Source organism: Candidatus Woesearchaeota archaeon, from assembly GCA_027858315.1.
Classification (GTDB): Archaea; Nanobdellota; Nanobdellia; order Woesearchaeales; family UBA583; genus UBA583.
This window is the reverse complement of record JAQICV010000058.1, coordinates 21989-39139: the sequence shown is the minus strand read 5'-3', so window position 1 is coordinate 39139 and position 17151 is coordinate 21989. Positions and strand designations below refer to the sequence as shown.

Below are 17151 nucleotides of genomic sequence, written 5' to 3'. Positions count from 1 at the left end.
AGAGTTACTGTAGATACTGACAAATTAGATTCAGTTAAAATTGAAGTTCCAGAAGAAGAAGTTTATGGAGAAGTTTCCTTTAACTTTGGTGAAACTGGTACAACAATGTCTGCAACTGTAGATGCTGCAGATGTTGAAGATAAATTAGCTGAATTAGAAGCTGCTGGTTACTCAATTGTAGATCAAGAGACTATGTCTTCTGAAGCTGTTGAGTTTGATGTTGCTGCTCCTATGATGGACAGTGAAGCTTCAATTGAAAATGCAATTGTTGTTGGTGGTCCTGCTGTTAACGCTGCTGCTAGAGAATTATTAGATATTGAAGTATACACACCTGAGCAAGCTGGAGTTTCAGCTGGTGAAGGAGTTATTAGATACTTCGAAGATTCCAAGTCCGTATTAGTTTATGGTTACACTAAAGCAGACACTGTTGCTGCTGTAACTGAATTAAACGCTGGTGGTTTATCTGGTGATAATGTTAATGTTCAATAAAGGATTTATCCTTTTTTAAACATCAATTTGTTGTTTCAATTTTGAAACAATGACTAGAAATTCTGAAAAGAATTTCTTTTTTTATTTACAGCTAAACTTTATCGAGTTGGTGTTTTTGAACAAGGTAAGAGAATGATGTGAATTATTTCTCTTGCTTTATTTTTTAAAATACTATGAGCAACAAATTTTTTTTATTTCTAAAAACAAATAACTAATAAAAAAGATTATTCTATGCGAAAATAAATAATTTTATTTACAGCTAAACTTTATCGAGTTATAGTCTTAGAATGTTAATTCTAAGATATATTCCAATAATATCATAAATATTATTGATATGGTGTTTTTGAACAAGGTAAGAAAGAATATGAATTTTCGTCTTATCAAAATGTAATTTTGATGCATTCTGAATACGAATATTCATAAAGTCTTACCTTATTTTTTAAAATACTATGACCAACAAATTTTTTTTATTTCTAAAAACAAATAACTAATAAAAAAGATTATTCTATGCAAAATAAATAATTTTATTTACAGCTAAACTTTATCGAGTTATGGTCTTAGAATGTCAATTCTAAAATCTATTCCAATAATATCATAGATATTGTTGATATGGTGTTTTTGAACAAGGTGAGAAAGATTATGAATTATCAACTTATCAAAATACAATTTTGATGCATTCTGAATAGAATATTCAGAAAGTCTTGCCTTAACTTTTTTGAATACCAAAACTCTTTTATAAAAATAATAACTAACACAAGATAATTCTATGTAAAAAGATACTTTTATAAATTAAGTAAGATGTATCTTACTATGGATATTGCAATAACTAAAGTTAGTTCTAAAGGTCAAATAGTTATTCCCTCAGAACTTAGAGGAGATTTATTAGAAGGAGATAAGTTAGTTTTAATTAAATCAGATAATCAATTTATAATCAAGAAAGTCTCAGATTTTAGTAAGAACCTAGAGGAAGATCTGGAATTTGCCAAAGAGACTGAAGAAGCATATAAAAGAATTGATGCAAGCAAAGATACTGCTATTAAATTTGACGACTTTATTGAAGATATGAAAAAGTGGTAAATGTAAATTATGATCCTCATTTCAAAAAAAAGTTTTCAAAAATAAAAGACCAATTAATGAAAGATAAAATTATCAAGCAAGTAAGTAAATTAAAAGATAATCCTGAATTAGGAAAACCTATGAAATATACAAGAAAGGGAACTAGAGAACTTTACATATCACCTTATCGTTTATCTTATATCTATATAGAGAAAGAAAATTTACTAATATTCTTAGATCTTTATCATAAATACATTCAATGAAAATTCTTGCCTTATCTTTTTTGAATACCAAAACTCTTTTCTAAAACAAATTTCTAAACATAAAATGCTAAGACTTATAATGGATATTAATAAAACTTTTTTCTTGGAATGAATACATTTAAATACTTAAGAATACATATTAGTATTTATGGGTACGCAAATAAGTATAAAACTCTCAGATAAAATGTTGAATTCTGCTAAAGGATATGTAGATATGCATGGATATGATAGTATACAAGATTTTATTAGAGAAACTCTTCGAGAAAAATTATTTGAAGAAGATGAATTGTCTGGGATGGAAACTGCTTTGGCTAGTGAAAACTCTTTAGCAAAAAATTGGCTATCTAAGGAGGAAGATGAAGCTTGGGCACATTTACAAAAGGTCAAATAGTAATGTATCCTTTTCCTTTTACAAATTTAAAAGGTACAAAATTAAGACCTTGTTTGATATTGTCAAATGAGATGAGAAATGATATTTTACTTTGTCAACTAACTTCTTTAGGAATTCAGAAAGATGAATTTACAATTAATTTAGGAAAAAATGAAACAATAGAAGGCTCTTTGCATAAGGATAGTTATATTCGATGTAATATGTTATTTACTGGTGAGAAAAAGACTATTGAATTTAAAGTTTGTAGCTTAAATAATGAAAAATATAAAGAAGTTTGTAAAAGAATAAATCAAATTATTTCAAAATAAAAAAATCGTTCTTTTAGGATACTCTCGGCTTCGATTCGTAAATTTTTTATATTCTTGCCTTAACTTTTTTGAATACCAAAACTCTTTTCTAAAACAAATAACTAACACAAGATAATATTCTAAAAAAGCTTATAAATAATAAAATCATAATTATAGTATGGGAACTGATATTATTAACATTAGTAGAGATGATTTATATAAATTAATTCGAGAAGCTGTTAGAGATGAACTAAATGAAGTAGTAAATGTATCTGATAAAGAGCAGTTAGAATTAGAAGAGTTATATGATGAATCCTTGAATTCTGAAGATTACGATAAAAGTAATTGTATTAGACTTTAGAATGTATCAAATTGATATTAAAAAGAAACTATCTAAATAAGATAAAATAATCTAATACTAACTATCTTAATTCTAACCCTAAAAACCTCATTTACCACAAAGTATTTAAATGATATAAAACTAAATTTACTATCAACTAATTTAAAAATGGCTGAAGCAAAAGAGAAAATTTTAGCAAAAAAACTACTTGACAGAGTTGTTGTAAGTAAGAGCGGGAAAAAATTTGGAGAGGTAGGAGATTTAGTATTTGATACTAAAACAGGTGAGATTATCGATTTCACATTGGTAAATCCTACTAAGTATGTAAAAGATGTAAGTCTTGAGAAAGATACTAATGGTGATTTCTTAGTACCCTTCCATTCCGTAATTGCAATCGGCGACTTTGTTGTAATCTCTGAAGAGGATATATTATAAATTACAGATGGTTGATTTTAGAGCTATTATTGATAACTTGAAAGATATGCATTTTTACGATGTAATTTTGCCTTTTCTTTTAGTTTATGTAATAGTTTTTGCAATCCTTGAAAAATCTAAAATCTTTAGTGTAAAAGAAGGAGATAATGAGAAATCTCATGTTAAAAGTGTAAATTCAGTGATTTCACTTGTATTTGGACTTTTTGTTGTAGCATCACTTCAAACTGTTATTTATCTTGAAAATCTAATTGTAAATATATCTGTATTCTTAGTATTTATTCTAGTAGTATTAATCGCACTAGGATTCATATTTGGTGAAGATTATATGAATCATTTTTTATATAAAGATAAAGACAAAACTCAATTGAGAACTGGTCTAGTTTGGGCAATTGCAGCAGTAGTATTGATTGTATCAATATTTGCTCTTGTATATGCTACAGGTATGGAAGATTCAATAACTGACTTTTTTGATGATTTAGGTGATTTCGACTCAGACAGTTTTTGGACATTTGTAATAGTAATTGCAATTGGAGCAGTATTATACTGGATAAGTAAAGACTCAGGCTCAAGTCATCCTGTTGAGAAGGATAAGGCTTAGTCAAAAAGTTCAATAAAAATGCATAAAAGCATTTTTAAGAGCTTTTTAATAAATTCAAAAAGTTTATAAATAATTAATAAGGTGATTTAATATGGCAAGATTCAAAAGAATTTCAGATGTGTACGAGATGAAAGTTTTCACAGACACTGGTTACTTTTTCGGAGAAATCGAAGAAGCACTAATCGAAGAAAACAGAATTAAAAGCTGGAAAATAAAAGCAGTTCCAGGTTCTTTACTATCAAGCAAAGTAAAAGATGCAAAAGGTGTAATAATTCCTCAAAAATTCTTCAAAGCATTTGGAGACATTATTATTGTTCAAGATATTGACTTTGGAGCTTCTCAAGAAGCTGGCGAAGAATAAAATTGCTAAAGCAATTTTAACCACTTTAAATTAAGATTTAAAGAATAAAAATACAAAATTATTTTTAACAACTTTAAGTTTTACTTAAAGCAGAATAAAAATACTTATTTCTTTTAACTTAAATCATATAACTAAAATTTTACTATCAAAATTTTAAGTTGTATCACATGGGTGCCTCTGTGGAGCAGGTTTAAGATATTGACTTTGGAGCTTCTCAAGAAGCTGGCGAAGAATAAAATTGCTAAAGCAATTTTAACCACTTTAAGAAAATCTTAAAGCAGAATAAATATTATTTCTTTTAACTTAAAATTTAGGTGCTTAATTTTACTATTTAACTACTTCTAAGTAAGATTTATAAATGTTTAATTTGTTCTCATATTTATGGTAAAAAATAATTTAGGTGCAAGAGGAGATTTGAAGCTTTTTGCAAATAGATCTGGTGAAGGCTTTGCTAATAGGCTTGTTTCACATATTTCAGCAAATCCTTTAATTAATCCAGGATTTAGATTGAGTCCTCTGGAAACTTTAGATTTTGCAAATAGTGAGATTAGACCCGAAGCACAGGAATCTGTAAGGGGTTCAGATGTGTATTTGGTTCAAAACTGTTTTGATCCTACAAGTAAGCGTAGTATCCAAGATAATCTATTTGAAAGTTTAGCTACAGTTAATGCTTTGAGACATGCAGGAGCAGCATATGTAAATTTAATAATTCCTGAATTTCCTTATGCAAGACAGGAAAAACCTAGTGGTAGACAGCCAATTACTGCAAAGATGGTTGCTGATTTTATATCTACAGCAGGAGCTACAAATGTTTTAACTGCTGATTTACATGCAGATCAAATTTCAGGATTTTTCGACCCAACAGTTACTAAAATTGATAATTTGAGAGCTTCAAAAGTATTTTTGCCTGAGATTCGAAGTTTATTTTCTAAAGACAGGTTAGAAGATATGGTTGTGATGGGTCCTGATGCTGGAGGTACTCCTAGAGCACAATACTATGCAAAACAATTGTGTGCAAATACTGCTTTAGCATTTAAGAAGAGATCATATGCAAAAGCAAATCATGTTGAGGAATTAAATGTTGTAGGAGATTTTGAAGGCAAAGATATATTGATAATTGATGATATGATTGATACCGTGGGAACAATTAAAGCAGTTGTGGAAAAATTACGAGACGAAAAAGCTAAGGATATCTATGTTATGGCAACTCATCCCCTATTTAATAATCCTGCTACCTAAAGATTATCTGATCTTGGTGTGGTTGTTTATGGTACTGATACTATTTATCGTGATAGTTCTTTTATGGAAGCAAATTCTTGGTATAGAGAGGTGTCTATGGCTCCATTATTTTCTAGAGCAATATTGACACTAAATTCTAATTTGAGTTTAAGAGACTTCTATTCAGAATAATCTTTTGTAAATTTCATTTAATTTTTCAATTCTATTTTTCAATTCAAAATCTTTAGATAAGGCTATTTTTCTAACTCCTACACAAAGGGCATAATACAATACTTTTCTTATATCGTACTTCTCTTTAATTATATCTAAGTATTCTTTATTAATTCCAATCTTAAATAGAAAATATCCTAAATCATATTCCTTTTCTCCATAAAAAGCTTCTTCAAAATCAAAAAGCAAACAATCCTTTCTTTTCATCAAAATATTTTTTTTATTTAAATCTCCATGTAGTAAAGCGTAATTTGTATTATTTTTAGGCAAATTGTTCAATAGATATGGAATAATTTTCTCAGATTCATATTTCGCATTAAATTCTTTAATGTATGGCCTTATTAATTTACTACTAATAAAATCACTCCAATTGGAGTTTAAATCGTTCAAATATCCACACTTAATACTCTCATGACTCTGGATTTTAGGAATAGTGTTTAGTATTGATTTAATTTCTTTGAATCCTATTTCTTTAATTTCTCTTCCTTCTAAAAAAGTTTCAATGCTGTATTGAAATTCATTCATTGTTCCATTAGAAATTAATTTAGGAGTTATCTCAAGTTTAGCAAGTAGCTTTAATGAATATGAATTATTCTTAATTGAATAAATATCTTTAGTAATTCTTAAGATATATTTTTTATACTTTATTTTAACAAGAAAAACTTTAGAATTTCCAAGTTTAGATAAATCCTTTAAGTCAAATGTTTTAGTTTTAAAGTTCTTTAGAATTATTTTTTTTATTAGTTCTTCATACATAATAAAATTAAGAGATATTTGTTTATATAATTTTAGAATAAAAAACTAAAAAATTTAATTTATTGATTGTCTGCGAATAAGCAGACACCAATAATTGCACCGCAATTATTGATTCCTAAAAAATCAAAGATTTTTAGGTCCAGAAATTTCTTTTCAGAAATTTACTGGTTTATTGTGAGCTTGTTCACAATGACCAATAATCACTAAATGTGATTATTGATTTTCACCAAGACCTTTTCTAGTTCTAATTTGTTTAATAATATTACTTTGTAAATCTCTTGGAAGCATCTCAAAAGTTTGAGACTTAACAAAAAATGATCCTTTACCACCAGTAGCAGATCTAATATCTCCAGTCATACCAAAAGTTTCTGCAACAGGAACTTTAGCAATAATTTCCATATTATCTTCATCAATAATCATATCTAAAATTTGACCTCTTCTGTTTTGAACAACTGAAGAAACACTACCCATCATATCTTGTGGACAATCAACTTGAATAACTTGAACAGGTTCATAAAGCATTGCTCCTCCTTCAGCCATAGCTTGTTTTAGACCATCTCTAATTGCAGGATAAATTTGACCAGGACCTCTATGAATTGAATCCTCATGCAATGTTACATCATGTAATTTGATTTTTAATTTAACACAGCCTTCTCTAGCAAGTGGACCGGATTTCATAATTTCTTCAAAACCGTCTAATGCTAATTCAATTACTTCATTCAAAGCAACAACACCTCTAGTCATATCCATAAATACATTTCCTTGGAAAATGTCTTTAATTTTTTCAGCTTCTTCTTTAGGTAAACCTTTAGAAACAAATAAATCCCATAACTCTCTGTCTTTCTTTTTAATTCTTCCACCATGAATATCTCCATTAGCAACAGCTTCAACAAAGCTCTCTTCTAGTGGTTCAACAGTCATGTAGAACTTATTATGTTTATTAGGTGATTTTCCTTCAACTTCAGGAGATAATTTAGCAATGGACTCTCTGTATACAACAATAGGTGGTGATACTTTAATTTCCATTTTCTTTTCTTCCTTAATTCTGTTAGTTGTAACTTCTAGATGTAATTCTCCCATACCTGCAATTAAAAATTCACCAGTTTCTTCATTAATAGTTACTTTAAGAGAAGGATCTTCCTTACCTATAATTTTTAGAACTTCTACTAATTTAGGTAAATCAGCCGGTTTTGAAGCTTCAACAGCAACAGTAACAACTGGCTCAAAAATATGTTGAATATCTTCAAATGGTGTAATAACTTTAGTACTAACTGTTTCTCCTACAGTGATATCTTTAACACCTGCAATTCCTACAATATTACCTGCAACCGCAGATTCGATTTGTACTCTTTGAGGTCCTTTGGAAACAAATACTTGTTGAATTCTTCCCTTCTTACCTGAAGAAGTTACAACTTCCATACCTTTTTTAACAGTACCTGAGAACATTCTTCCAGTACAAACTTCACCAGCATGTTTATCTTGTGTAATCTTAGTTACAACAAAACCTAATTCTCCTAAAGGATTACATCCAGCTAAATCTTGACCTTCGCTACTATCCTTGTCTCCTCTCCAAATAAGTGGAATTCTGTATTTTTGAGCTTCAACTGGGTTAGGTAAATGCTCTACAACTGAATTTAATAAAACTTCATGTAATGGAGCTAATTTTGCTAATTTTTTAATTTCTTCAGGATCTTCAGTTTCATATGCATCAATAATTGTCTTAAAATTTAAAGATTTCTTTTGCATGTAAGGAACTGATAAAGCCCAATTTGAGAATGCAGCACCAAAAATTACTGAACCATCATTTACATTAACTTTCCATTTTTGTTTAAATTCTGGAGGAGCAATTTTTTCAATTAACACATTTAATTGATTAATAATCTTAATAAATCTCTCTTGCATCATCTCTGGAGTAAGTTTAAGTTCTTTGATAAGTCTGTCAGCTTTATTAATAAATAAAATAGGTCTAACTTTTTCTTTCAAAGCTTGTCTTAATACAGTCTCAGTTTGAGGCATAATTCCTTCTACAGCGCAAGATAATACTACTGCACCATCTACTGCTCTCATAGCTCTAGTTACATCTCCACCAAAATCGACATGACCTGGTGTGTCAATAAGATTGATTAGAAAATCAGTTCCTTCAACACAATGAATCATTGATACATTTGCACTATCAATTGTAATTCCTCTTTCAGCTTCATCGTCGTGGAAATCCATAAATCTTTGTTTACCAGAAAGTTCTTCTGAGATCATACCTGCTCCAGATAATAAATTATCTGAAAGTGTTGTTTTACCGTGGTCAATATGTGCTGCGATTGCAATGTTCCTAATCAAAGTAGGTTTTTTCATTGCCTCAACTACAGCTTGTCCTAAATCTTTAGCCATTTTTTTTATATTTTTGGTGCTAAAGATACCGAAAAACCATTTTTAGTGGTTTTGACTGCATCTTTAGCCATTTTTTTTAAATTGTTATATACTTAATATATATATAGTAAAAAGAAACTGGGCCCATTTATAAATTTTAAGTAAATTTCAAGATTTATATTTATTGTTAGTTTTTTCTTCCCTTTTTAGTTCAGACAATTACTTTTAATTAATTAATATGAAATTTTATTAAAATGTTTAAGTATTTTAAATTAGATGATTTCAATTTTAATGAGAAAGTAGTAGGAATCAGAGTAGACTTGAATTCTCCTATAATTGATGGAAAAGTTGTTTTAAATGAAAGAATTGTAGCTCATGCAAAAACCATAAAAGAGCTATGTGAAAAAGGTGCAAAAGTAGTAATTTTAGCTCATCAAGGAAGAAAAGGAAAAGATGATTGTATTTCTTTAAAATCTCATGCAGATCTTCTAAGTAAACAATTAGGAATAAAAGTAGATTTCATAAATAAAACTTATTCTCAAGATGTTGAAAAAAAAATACAAACATTAAAGGCAGGAAATGTTTTAGTTTTAGAAAATTTAAGATTTTTAGATGATGAAACGAACTTAGAAAAAAAAGACAATTTAATACTTAAACTTGAAAAATTATTTAATTTTTATGTGATAGATGCATTTTCTGTGGCGCACCGAAAACAAACATCAATGATTGGATTCTCAAAAGTTCCTCTTGTTGCTGGAAGAGTAATGCAAAAAGAAATCTCTGGTTTAAATAACATATCTGAAGTAAAAACTCCAAGCATTTATGTTTTAGGTGGAGCAAAGCCTGATGATTTAATTGAAATACTTGAAAAAAATATTAATAGAAATAAAATAGATTTTGTAATTTTGGGTGGTGTTATTGGAGAGATTGCTTTAATGACAAAAGGATATGATATTGGAAAAAAAAAAGATTTTCTAAAAGAGAAAGGTTTTTTGGAAAGTTATGATAGGATAAAAAATATAATTGAAAAACATAAAGAAAAATTCATTTTACCAAAAGATGTTGCATTATTTGATGGTAAGAAAAGAGTTGAGATTTCAGTAGATAATTTTGAGAACAAAACTGACTTGTTAAACAAGTATATGATTCAAGATGTAGGAACAAAGTCAATAACTTATTTTAATCATTTTTTAAGAGATGCAGGTTCAATTTATTTCAAAGGCCCTCCCGGAAATTTTGAAGATAAAAATTTTACTTATGGAACTTCAGAATTAATTAAAGCAATAACTAAAAGTAAAGCATATACTTACATGGGTGGAGGCCATAGTGTAACTGCAATAGATAAATTTGCAAACTTAAGTGATTTTTCTTATATAAGTTTAGCTGGTGGAGCACTTGTTAAATTTTTAAGTGGTGAGTCTCTTCCAGGTGTTGAAGTACTTGAAAAAAGCTTTGCAAAATTTGAAGGAGATTATGAAGATTTTTTAGTATTAGGTTCAAATACAATAGATACTGGGATTAGTGCGCCATGTCAGCTCAGCGATTTCCATCTAGGCGATAAAATTAAAATCGAAGAAGACTTCAAAACAACAGTTGGTGGAGGAGGAATAAATGTTAGTATTTGTCTAAAAAGATTAGGTTCAAAAGTTGCTTACTTAGGAAAGCTATCATTTGAGAATATTGATAAAGTCAAAGAAGTCCTTCAAAGAGATAGAGTGGATTTAGTAGAGTCTAAACTTTCAAAAAGACCTTCAGCAAAATCAATATTAATTGAAACAAAAGATAATGATCGAGTAATTTTAACGTATCGTGGTCAAAATGCATATCTTGAAGAAAAAGATTTTGATTTAGATAAAATTAAAGCTAAGAATTATTATTTTTCATCTCTTTCTGGGGAGAGTTTCAGAACTTTGTGTTCAATAGCTAAAAAAATCAAATCAAAACATAAGGACTCTTTAATTTGTTTTAATTTAAGTTCACATTTAATTCAAAATGAAAAATCTCTAAAAAATTTAGTTAAATATTGTGATATTTTAGTATTAAACCTTGAAGAAGCTGAAATGTTTACAAAAAAAGAAAAGATTACTGATTGTTTCAAAGAAATTAAAACTTTAGTATCTAAAGTTGTAGTAATAACTGATGGTTCAAATGGTGCTTACGCATATGATGGAAAAAATGAATATCATGTTAATGCAAATACTCCTAAAAGAATCGTTGATACAACTGGCGCAGGAGATTGTTTTGCAGGAACTTTTTTTTACTTTTATTCTAAGTCATTCGGGATTCAAAAATCTCTTCAATGTGCAGCTAAAAATTCATCAAATGTAGTTTCCTATAAAGGTGCACAGGACGGTTTATTGTATTATGATGATTTAATTTAAACTTTTATTGATAAATTTAAATTACGCCAAACTAATGTAATGGGTGGCTGTATAATTACAAAATAATTTTTTACTACTCTTCTCTAAGTAAGTAATTTTATATTGTATTATTGTTGGATTTTGCTATGGTTAAAACAATTAAAGCGATTTTTATTAGCTCATTAGTAATAATCATACTAATGTTAGGACTAACTTTTGCAGATGGAAATGGAATTTGGAATTATGCAAAAGATTTAAGGCCAGGAGTTTTTGGGAGTGATGAGGGAAACTCTAGTGCATATGAGTTTACTAATCCCCTTATTGCAGACACTTTTGATGTGAATGATATTGGTGCAGATATAATTAATGTAAATGATATTAACGCAGACACAATTAACGCATCAAGAATAGATAGCATTGAGATATACAAAAATGGAGATGATGTTGCAACACTTGATGCATCAGGTAAAGTTCCTTTGGGGCAATTACCTTTTCATAAGGGCGATTTGATTAGTCCCACTGATCGTCCACTTATTTCGGGGCTTAGTGGATATGACACTAATTATTTTAGTATTGGAAATTTAGGAATCTCGGGTTCGCAAGCTTCAAATGTAAGGGAAGGAATAACTTTCGGCCCAAGTAGCTCTTTAAGTGGCTCTTTAAGTGACGATGTTATTTGTACGACTGCTGGAGGAAATGCTAATTGTGGTGTAACTTCAATTATGACCCCAGGTACTTTTTATGCTATGGTTGGTACAAATTCACCTTCGGATACAAATTATTGTACTAAATTTGATTTAAGTTCAGATGGCAGTATTTCATCTACTAATGTTGCAACTGCAAGTATTTGTGATTATATTTCTTCTTGTGATAGTTCTTCTCAAACAAGTAGTCTATATTCAGATGGTACTTCATGTGGGACTGGTCAAACTTGTCAAAGTGGAACTTGTGATTTTGTAATGAATGCTGGAACTTATAGTTATTATACTTATGCTTATGGTGGTTGTTCTGGTGCTGGAATGAATGTACAAATTCAAAGAATTATCAATGGAGTAGGTGAATATGAATATAAAATAAGATATAAATTAGCTGCAGATTATCACTGGCAATCATCATTTAGTGATACTGGATGGATAGATTACACTTTTAGTGATAATTATGATTATGGTAGAGACGAACCGTGGTTTAGATTGAACTATCAATCTAATTTGCCTCCATTATTTGAAAGAGGAGATTGTAAAGGTGGAACTAGTACTAGTAGAGGTTATGCTACTTGGACAATTTCAGATTCAAGTTTTAACTAACCTATTTTTTATTTCTTTTCTAAAAATTTGGTAATCTCTTTTGCATATTTTAAAATTTCTTGAGTGGTCTCATCTAAAACATTCACTTTATCTAATGCTAAATGTTTCTCTTTTCTCTTAATATGTCCTTTTACTGCTGCAACTAAGCATTTGTATTTATTTGCGTGAAGAATTAATCTCTCAAAAGCATATTCTTTATCATCTTGAGTAACATGATAACTAAGTTCATGCATATTTAATTGTTGATTAATAGTTTCAGGTCTAATATTTCCATTTTCTAAAAACTCTTTAGTATCAACAATAACTGAGTGAATGAATTGCATTTTATTAATGAGATTGGAAATTGTTTATAAATTCTTTTTTTGTGTGATATTTATCATGCAGATTTTTGACAAGTTTAGAAATTAATTAAAATTGCTTGAATTTTAAATAAGTTTTTAAAGTAATTATTCTTATATTTTCTATATGTCTAATAAAGAAAGTCCAAATTTTGATAATGTTCACTGGGCAGACAACTCTGCTCAAAGAGTATTGAATGAATTCCCTAATGAGAAAATATATAATGTAGCCTCAGGCATCACTCCTTCAGGAATCGTGCATGTAGGACATTTTAGGGAGATAATTACGACTGAGTTAGTAAGAAGGGCACTAGTTAAAAAAGGTAAAAAAACTAATTTTATTTATTCATGGGATAGTTATGATGCTTTTAGAAAAGTACCTAAAAATATTCCTGAAGAATGGGATAAATACTTAAGACTATCTAATGCTGCAGTTCCAGATCCTTGGGGTTGTCATGAGAGTTTTGCAGAGCATTTTATGCAAGAAGCAGAAGAATCTCTAGAAGTTTTCAAATTTCCAATTCAATTTCAAAGGCAACATTTACTTCAAACTTCAGGGATTTATGCTGATGGGATTAAAAAAGCTTTAAATGAAAAGGAAAAAGTAAGAGTAATTTTAGATAAATATAGGAAAGAACCTCTTAATGAAAATTGGTTTCCTTTGAGCGTTTTTTGTGAAAAATGTGGTAAAGATACTACTAATGTATCTAATTATGATAAAGAATACAGTTTAGATTATGTTTGTAATTGTGGTTTTAAAAATAGAATTAACTTCAAGAAAACGCATATTGTGAAATTATCGTGGAGACTTGATTGGCCAATGAGATGGGATTTTTACAATATAACTTTTGAGCCTTCAGGAAAAGATCATGCATCTACTGGAGGAAGTTGGACTACGGGAAAAGAAATAGTAAAAGAAGTATTTGGTGTATCAGGTCCTGTAGACACATTTTATACTAATATTGCTATGAAAGGTCAAGGAGGTAAAGTTTCTAGTTCTTCAGGAAATGGTGCAACAATTCCTGATGTTCTAAAAATATATACACCTGAATTGGTCTTATTCTTATTTGCAGGAACAAGACCTAATGCTGAATTTGAGATTAGTTTTGATTTAGATGTAATAAAAATTTATGAAGATTTCGATAAACTTGAGAGATTATACTATGGTTTAGAAGAAGAGAAGAACGCAAAAAAATTAGCAACTTATAAGAGAATTTATGAACTTAGTATGGTTGGAGATAGTGAAGTTCAAAAAACAATACCATTTCAACCTAGTTTTAGGCATTTATCTACAGTTATACAATCAAATAATTTTAATTTTGAAAAAGTAAATTTTTTCTATAAAAATGAAATTAAGACTGTTTATGATTTAAATAGATTAAAAGATAGATTCGAATGCGCAAAAAATTGGTTAGAAAATTATGCTCCTGAAGATATGGTTTTTAAGTTCCAAGAATCAATTGATATGGAGTTTTTAGAATCAGAAAAAAAGTCATTAACAGACTTGAGGGATGCTGTAAATAAATATAAAGATTCCAAAGACTTAATGTCGGAATTCAAAATTATTTGTGAAAACAATTCAATTGAAGTAAAAAATTTTTTCAAACTAGCTTATACAGTGATAATTAGTAAAGAAAAAGGACCAAGACTGCCAAACTTAATTTTAGAGAACAAAGATAAAGTATTAAATTTGTTAAATCAAATTAAATAAATAACAATATTTTTAAATATAAAAAACTTAAAGTATTATAAGGTGTCTAAATGGCGCATTCACAAATTAAAAATTTAATGGAGAAATTTAAAAATGGAAAGATCTGAAAAAACTAATTCAATATTAAGACAATTTAGAAAGAAGAGTAAAAGAGTTATAAATAAAGACCTTTATACTGAATTTTTCTATTTAAACAAAAATAGAAGAGCATTAGAATTTTTAGTAATAGATGATGAATTGATGCTTGAGAGTTTTTTTAAAAAATTTCTTCCAAATGAATTTAAAGATTTTGTTTCTATAAAAATTTTAAATGATTCAGAAGAAGAAATTAAAATATGGTTCTATGATACCGAGAATTTAGTTATTGTAATTGAAGTAAATTGGGGATTTAAAAAACAAGAAATAAGTATAGATATGGATATTGAGAATTTTACTGTAACTGTAGTTGATGACAATGAAAATGCAACAAAAGACATTGATTATATCTTATTTAATGAATATTTAATTAGTTTTCTAACAACTCAAGCTGGTAGTTTAGCTCAAAGTTTTGAGAAATTATCAAAACAATAGATTTTTAGTATAAAGTGAGTATAGATAAATCAATTATTTTTCAATTCAAATAATTTATAAATAAATTTAAAATCTAATATATATGTTTAGAAAAAAAGAAAAAGAACTTAGAGAACACAAAGTTAGTTTGGAAAATGGTTTAAAATCTATTGGTCCATTTTTAAATCTTATGAGTTTTACTGGGACAATTTATTTTATAAGTAAAGATTTTCATTCAATTCAAAGAAATTATTCTACTACTTCATCAAAAGATTTAAACAAAGATAATTTACCTTTAATTAAAAATGATTCTAAATTAGAGAAATTCATTAAAAAGAAATCTAATCAATATAGTTGTAAAGGTTTTATAACACTAGATCAAGAGACTTCCAATCATTTTTATGAAAATTTTGCTAAAAGTAAAATTATGTGCGGCGTCCCTATAGGACAAACAAGTGAAGGTGAACCTATTTCTTATTGGTTATATTTGAGAGAATCAATTATTCAAGATTCAAAATAATTTCATTGTTTTTATAATTTAGAACTTTAATAATTTTCGATAGTTTTTCATTTTCTTTTATAGTTTTTTTAACAGAATCCCATCCTTTTTCTTTACTAGCTTTATTAATTGATTCAAGTAATTCTTCTATGAGGGAATAATGTTCATAAATCTTATTTCCAATTTCATTATATTTTTCATAATCTTTTAAGACCATCTCTTTTTGTTTTTGTTGTGTTTTGAGCCTTCTTTTAAGTTTTTCTAGCTCTTTTTTTAGTTCTTCTTCATGTTTATCTGCTTCATCTAAAAAATGTTCAAAATAAGTTTTTATTACATCATTAAAATTTGTAAATTCTTTCTTGTGATAAATAATTGAGCTAAAATCAAAGGGGATAAAATCTATTAATTCTTCATTTTTGTAAACTCCATATGATTTTACTTCTTCATTTGGTAATTTTTTTAAATTTTCAATCAAATTATTAAATTCTTCAGGTTTGAGATCTTTAGCATTCTTATCGATTTTAGCTTTAAAACAAACTTCTTCTGCAAATTTACCTCCAATTCCAAACCTAGTAGCTAAAAATTTTACTATCTCTAAATCTTCTTTTTCAAACATTGAAATAAATTTTTCCTTATCTAAATTAAAAATTGAAATTTCTTTTTGTGGTGGTAATTCATATTTTTCATGTACTTTAATTGATCTATCTTTATATGTTTTTTTTGTAAGGGAATTTTTAATATTTAAATTTTCATCTGTCAAAATAACATTACCATTTGAGAATAATTCGATGAATATATAAAAAGTATCCATTTCCTCTTTTTCATTTTTTTTAGTAATAATAATTTTCAAAATTCTTTCATTTTCCATTTGTTCAATTGTTTCTATAAAAGCATTTTTCAAATATTTTCTTAAATATTGAATAAAATTTGGAGGAGTAGAACTATCTTTTTTTTCATTACCTAAATATATAAATTTAGAAACCTTGTTTGTTAAATATTTATTACCTTTTTGTTTAACATAAACTTTAATATAAAATGTTCCACTTTCAAAATAAAAACTATCTATTCTTTGATTTTCAAGGATTTTAAACTCTCTAACTAAATAATATAAATCTAATGATGATATCTGTTTCATTTTGTATTTATTCAAAAATCTTACTTGATTTTTGTACCATTACTAATAAACTATAGAAAAACATTTATAAATGCTTTTAATTTAATTTAAATTTATAGTGGAGAACAAAAGTTATAGAATCGAAAAAGAAATAAGTAAAGATTGCTCATTCAAAATTTTTGGAGAGGCAGGTAAGTTTATAGTGTTATTTAATGATGGAAAATTTGTTGAAAGTATGGAACTTAGTGTTGATTCAAAAAAAAATTATATTGTCTCTGGTGCAGTTGGTTGTTGTCAATTTGATAAAAACAAATTAACATATTATAAGCCTCAAGGAATCTCTAATTATTGTAGGGAAGAAATTGTTGGAATTATCAAAGAAGAATTGCCAATTATAGATTATAATCAATTAGAAAAAACTTTGGTCGAATTTAATAACTCATAATTTTTTCAGTAGCTTTTTAAATAATTCTCTTTAATGTATTAT

General features: G+C 27.8%; 21 protein-coding genes. 17 read left to right on the top strand and 4 right to left on the bottom strand.

Annotation, left to right across the window (positions count from 1 at the left end; translation table 11 throughout):
* The 11 genes from PF569_05345 to PF569_05295 form a co-directional block, all read left to right on the top strand.
* Positions 1-489: hypothetical protein (locus PF569_05345; protein MDA3855661.1), on the top strand; the 489-nt coding region annotated here is incomplete at its 5' end.
* Between the two features lie 810 nt (positions 490-1299).
* The gene (locus PF569_05340; protein MDA3855660.1) at positions 1300-1566 is read left to right on the top strand and encodes an AbrB/MazE/SpoVT family DNA-binding domain-containing protein; all 267 of its coding nucleotides are present in this window, start codon (positions 1300-1302) and stop codon (positions 1564-1566) included.
* On the top strand, positions 1560-1808 hold the full coding sequence (locus PF569_05335) for a type II toxin-antitoxin system RelE/ParE family toxin (GenBank protein MDA3855659.1): 249 nt from the start codon (positions 1560-1562) through the stop codon (positions 1806-1808). Before PF569_05340 ends, PF569_05335 begins: the two co-directional genes overlap by 7 nt.
* A 148-nt stretch (positions 1809-1956) precedes the next feature.
* On the top strand, positions 1957-2199 hold the full coding sequence (locus tag PF569_05330) for a ribbon-helix-helix domain-containing protein (protein MDA3855658.1): 243 nt from the start codon (positions 1957-1959) through the stop codon (positions 2197-2199).
* The gene (locus tag PF569_05325) at positions 2172-2507 is read left to right on the top strand and encodes a type II toxin-antitoxin system PemK/MazF family toxin (GenBank protein ID MDA3855657.1); all 336 of its coding nucleotides are present in this window, start codon (positions 2172-2174) and stop codon (positions 2505-2507) included. Before PF569_05330 ends, PF569_05325 begins: the two co-directional genes overlap by 28 nt.
* A 157-nt stretch (positions 2508-2664) precedes the next feature.
* Complete coding sequence (locus PF569_05320) at positions 2665-2847, top strand: hypothetical protein (GenBank protein ID MDA3855656.1); 183 nt, start codon at positions 2665-2667, stop codon at positions 2845-2847.
* A 147-nt stretch (positions 2848-2994) separates the two neighbouring features.
* Complete coding sequence (locus PF569_05315) at positions 2995-3261, top strand: PRC-barrel domain-containing protein (protein MDA3855655.1); 267 nt, start codon at positions 2995-2997, stop codon at positions 3259-3261.
* Between the two features lie 7 nt (positions 3262-3268).
* Positions 3269-3859 carry a hypothetical protein gene (locus PF569_05310; protein MDA3855654.1) on the top strand — a complete coding sequence of 197 codons (591 nt, stop codon included), beginning with the start codon at positions 3269-3271 and terminating at the stop codon, positions 3857-3859.
* A 91-nt stretch (positions 3860-3950) separates the two neighbouring features.
* Positions 3951-4220 carry a PRC-barrel domain-containing protein gene (locus PF569_05305; protein ID MDA3855653.1) on the top strand — a complete coding sequence of 90 codons (270 nt, stop codon included), beginning with the start codon at positions 3951-3953 and terminating at the stop codon, positions 4218-4220.
* Between the two features lie 381 nt (positions 4221-4601).
* Positions 4602-5459: a ribose-phosphate diphosphokinase gene (prs, locus tag PF569_05300; GenBank protein ID MDA3855652.1), complete on the top strand. Its 858-nt coding sequence runs from the start codon at positions 4602-4604 to the stop codon at positions 5457-5459.
* An 18-nt stretch (positions 5460-5477) separates the two neighbouring features.
* A complete protein-coding gene (locus PF569_05295; protein MDA3855651.1) occupies positions 5478-5630 on the top strand; it encodes a hypothetical protein in 153 nt (50 codons plus the stop codon).
* On the opposite strand, the gene PF569_05290 is transcribed toward PF569_05295, so the two are convergent.
* Both PF569_05290 and PF569_05285 read right to left on the bottom strand, forming a co-directional pair.
* A complete protein-coding gene (locus PF569_05290; GenBank protein MDA3855650.1) occupies positions 5622-6425 on the bottom strand; it encodes a phosphotransferase in 804 nt (267 codons plus the stop codon). The genes PF569_05295 and PF569_05290 overlap by 9 nt on opposite strands.
* 213 nt (positions 6426-6638) lie before the next feature.
* On the bottom strand, positions 6639-8810 hold the full coding sequence (locus tag PF569_05285) for an elongation factor EF-2 (protein MDA3855649.1): 2172 nt from the start codon (positions 8808-8810) through the stop codon (positions 6639-6641).
* Positions 8811-9043: 233 nt separating this feature from the next.
* On the opposite strand from PF569_05285, the gene pgk reads away from it, so the two are divergent.
* Positions 9044-11170 carry a phosphoglycerate kinase gene (gene pgk / locus PF569_05280; protein MDA3855648.1) on the top strand — a complete coding sequence of 709 codons (2127 nt, stop codon included), beginning with the start codon at positions 9044-9046 and terminating at the stop codon, positions 11168-11170.
* A 125-nt stretch (positions 11171-11295) separates the two neighbouring features.
* On the top strand, positions 11296-12453 hold the full coding sequence (locus PF569_05275) for a hypothetical protein (protein ID MDA3855647.1): 1158 nt from the start codon (positions 11296-11298) through the stop codon (positions 12451-12453).
* Positions 12454-12461: 8 nt separating this feature from the next.
* Here the strand turns inward: PF569_05275 and PF569_05270 are convergent, their stop codons facing one another.
* Complete coding sequence (locus PF569_05270; protein ID MDA3855646.1) at positions 12462-12776, bottom strand: hypothetical protein; 315 nt, start codon at positions 12774-12776, stop codon at positions 12462-12464.
* A gap of 142 nt (positions 12777-12918) precedes the next feature.
* On the opposite strand from PF569_05270, the gene lysS reads away from it, so the two are divergent.
* The 3 genes from lysS to PF569_05255 all read left to right on the top strand — a co-directional run bounded on the left by lysS (position 12919) and on the right by PF569_05255 (position 15571).
* The gene (gene lysS / locus PF569_05265; GenBank protein MDA3855645.1) at positions 12919-14502 is read left to right on the top strand and encodes a lysine--tRNA ligase; all 1584 of its coding nucleotides are present in this window, start codon (positions 12919-12921) and stop codon (positions 14500-14502) included.
* 93 nt (positions 14503-14595) lie between these two features.
* The gene (locus tag PF569_05260; protein ID MDA3855644.1) at positions 14596-15072 is read left to right on the top strand and encodes a hypothetical protein; all 477 of its coding nucleotides are present in this window, start codon (positions 14596-14598) and stop codon (positions 15070-15072) included.
* Between the two features lie 82 nt (positions 15073-15154).
* Entirely contained in the window at positions 15155-15571 is a 417-nt protein-coding gene (locus PF569_05255; protein MDA3855643.1) for a hypothetical protein, read from the top strand.
* Here the strand turns inward: PF569_05255 and PF569_05250 are convergent.
* Positions 15552-16685, bottom strand: coding sequence for an NFACT family protein (locus tag PF569_05250; protein MDA3855642.1), 1134 nt, complete (start codon positions 16683-16685; stop codon positions 15552-15554). The two genes, PF569_05255 and PF569_05250, sit on opposite strands and share 20 nt — an antisense overlap.
* A 97-nt stretch (positions 16686-16782) precedes the next feature.
* Between PF569_05250 and PF569_05245 the strand changes: the two genes are divergently transcribed.
* The gene (locus PF569_05245) at positions 16783-17109 is read left to right on the top strand and encodes a hypothetical protein (protein ID MDA3855641.1); all 327 of its coding nucleotides are present in this window, start codon (positions 16783-16785) and stop codon (positions 17107-17109) included.
* Positions 17110-17151: the final 42 nt, after the last annotated feature.

What these genes read in the sequence shown, in the direction of transcription:
- PF569_05340 (MDA3855660.1), top strand. Translation starts at nt 1,300, where the DNA reads ATGGATATTGCAATAACTAAAGTTAGTTCTAAAGGTCAAATAGTTATT.
- PF569_05330 (MDA3855658.1), top strand. Translation starts at nt 1,957, where the DNA reads ATGGGTACGCAAATAAGTATAAAACTCTCAGATAAAATGTTGAATTCT.
- PF569_05320 (MDA3855656.1), top strand. Translation starts at nt 2,665, where the DNA reads ATGGGAACTGATATTATTAACATTAGTAGAGATGATTTATATAAATTA.
- PF569_05315 (MDA3855655.1), top strand. Translation starts at nt 2,995, where the DNA reads ATGGCTGAAGCAAAAGAGAAAATTTTAGCAAAAAAACTACTTGACAGA.
- PF569_05310 (MDA3855654.1), top strand. Translation starts at nt 3,269, where the DNA reads ATGGTTGATTTTAGAGCTATTATTGATAACTTGAAAGATATGCATTTT.
- PF569_05305 (MDA3855653.1), top strand. Translation starts at nt 3,951, where the DNA reads ATGGCAAGATTCAAAAGAATTTCAGATGTGTACGAGATGAAAGTTTTC.
- prs (MDA3855652.1), top strand. Translation starts at nt 4,602, where the DNA reads ATGGTAAAAAATAATTTAGGTGCAAGAGGAGATTTGAAGCTTTTTGCA.
- PF569_05290 (MDA3855650.1), bottom strand. Translation starts at nt 6,425, where the DNA reads ATGTATGAAGAACTAATAAAAAAAATAATTCTAAAGAACTTTAAAACT.
- PF569_05285 (MDA3855649.1), bottom strand. Translation starts at nt 8,810, where the DNA reads ATGGCTAAAGATTTAGGACAAGCTGTAGTTGAGGCAATGAAAAAACCT.
- pgk (MDA3855648.1), top strand. Translation starts at nt 9,044, where the DNA reads ATGTTTAAGTATTTTAAATTAGATGATTTCAATTTTAATGAGAAAGTA.
- PF569_05275 (MDA3855647.1), top strand. Translation starts at nt 11,296, where the DNA reads ATGGTTAAAACAATTAAAGCGATTTTTATTAGCTCATTAGTAATAATC.
- PF569_05270 (MDA3855646.1), bottom strand. Translation starts at nt 12,776, where the DNA reads ATGCAATTCATTCACTCAGTTATTGTTGATACTAAAGAGTTTTTAGAA.
- lysS (MDA3855645.1), top strand. Translation starts at nt 12,919, where the DNA reads ATGTCTAATAAAGAAAGTCCAAATTTTGATAATGTTCACTGGGCAGAC.
- PF569_05260 (MDA3855644.1), top strand. Translation starts at nt 14,596, where the DNA reads ATGGAAAGATCTGAAAAAACTAATTCAATATTAAGACAATTTAGAAAG.
- PF569_05255 (MDA3855643.1), top strand. Translation starts at nt 15,155, where the DNA reads ATGTTTAGAAAAAAAGAAAAAGAACTTAGAGAACACAAAGTTAGTTTG.
- PF569_05250 (MDA3855642.1), bottom strand. Translation starts at nt 16,685, where the DNA reads ATGAAACAGATATCATCATTAGATTTATATTATTTAGTTAGAGAGTTT.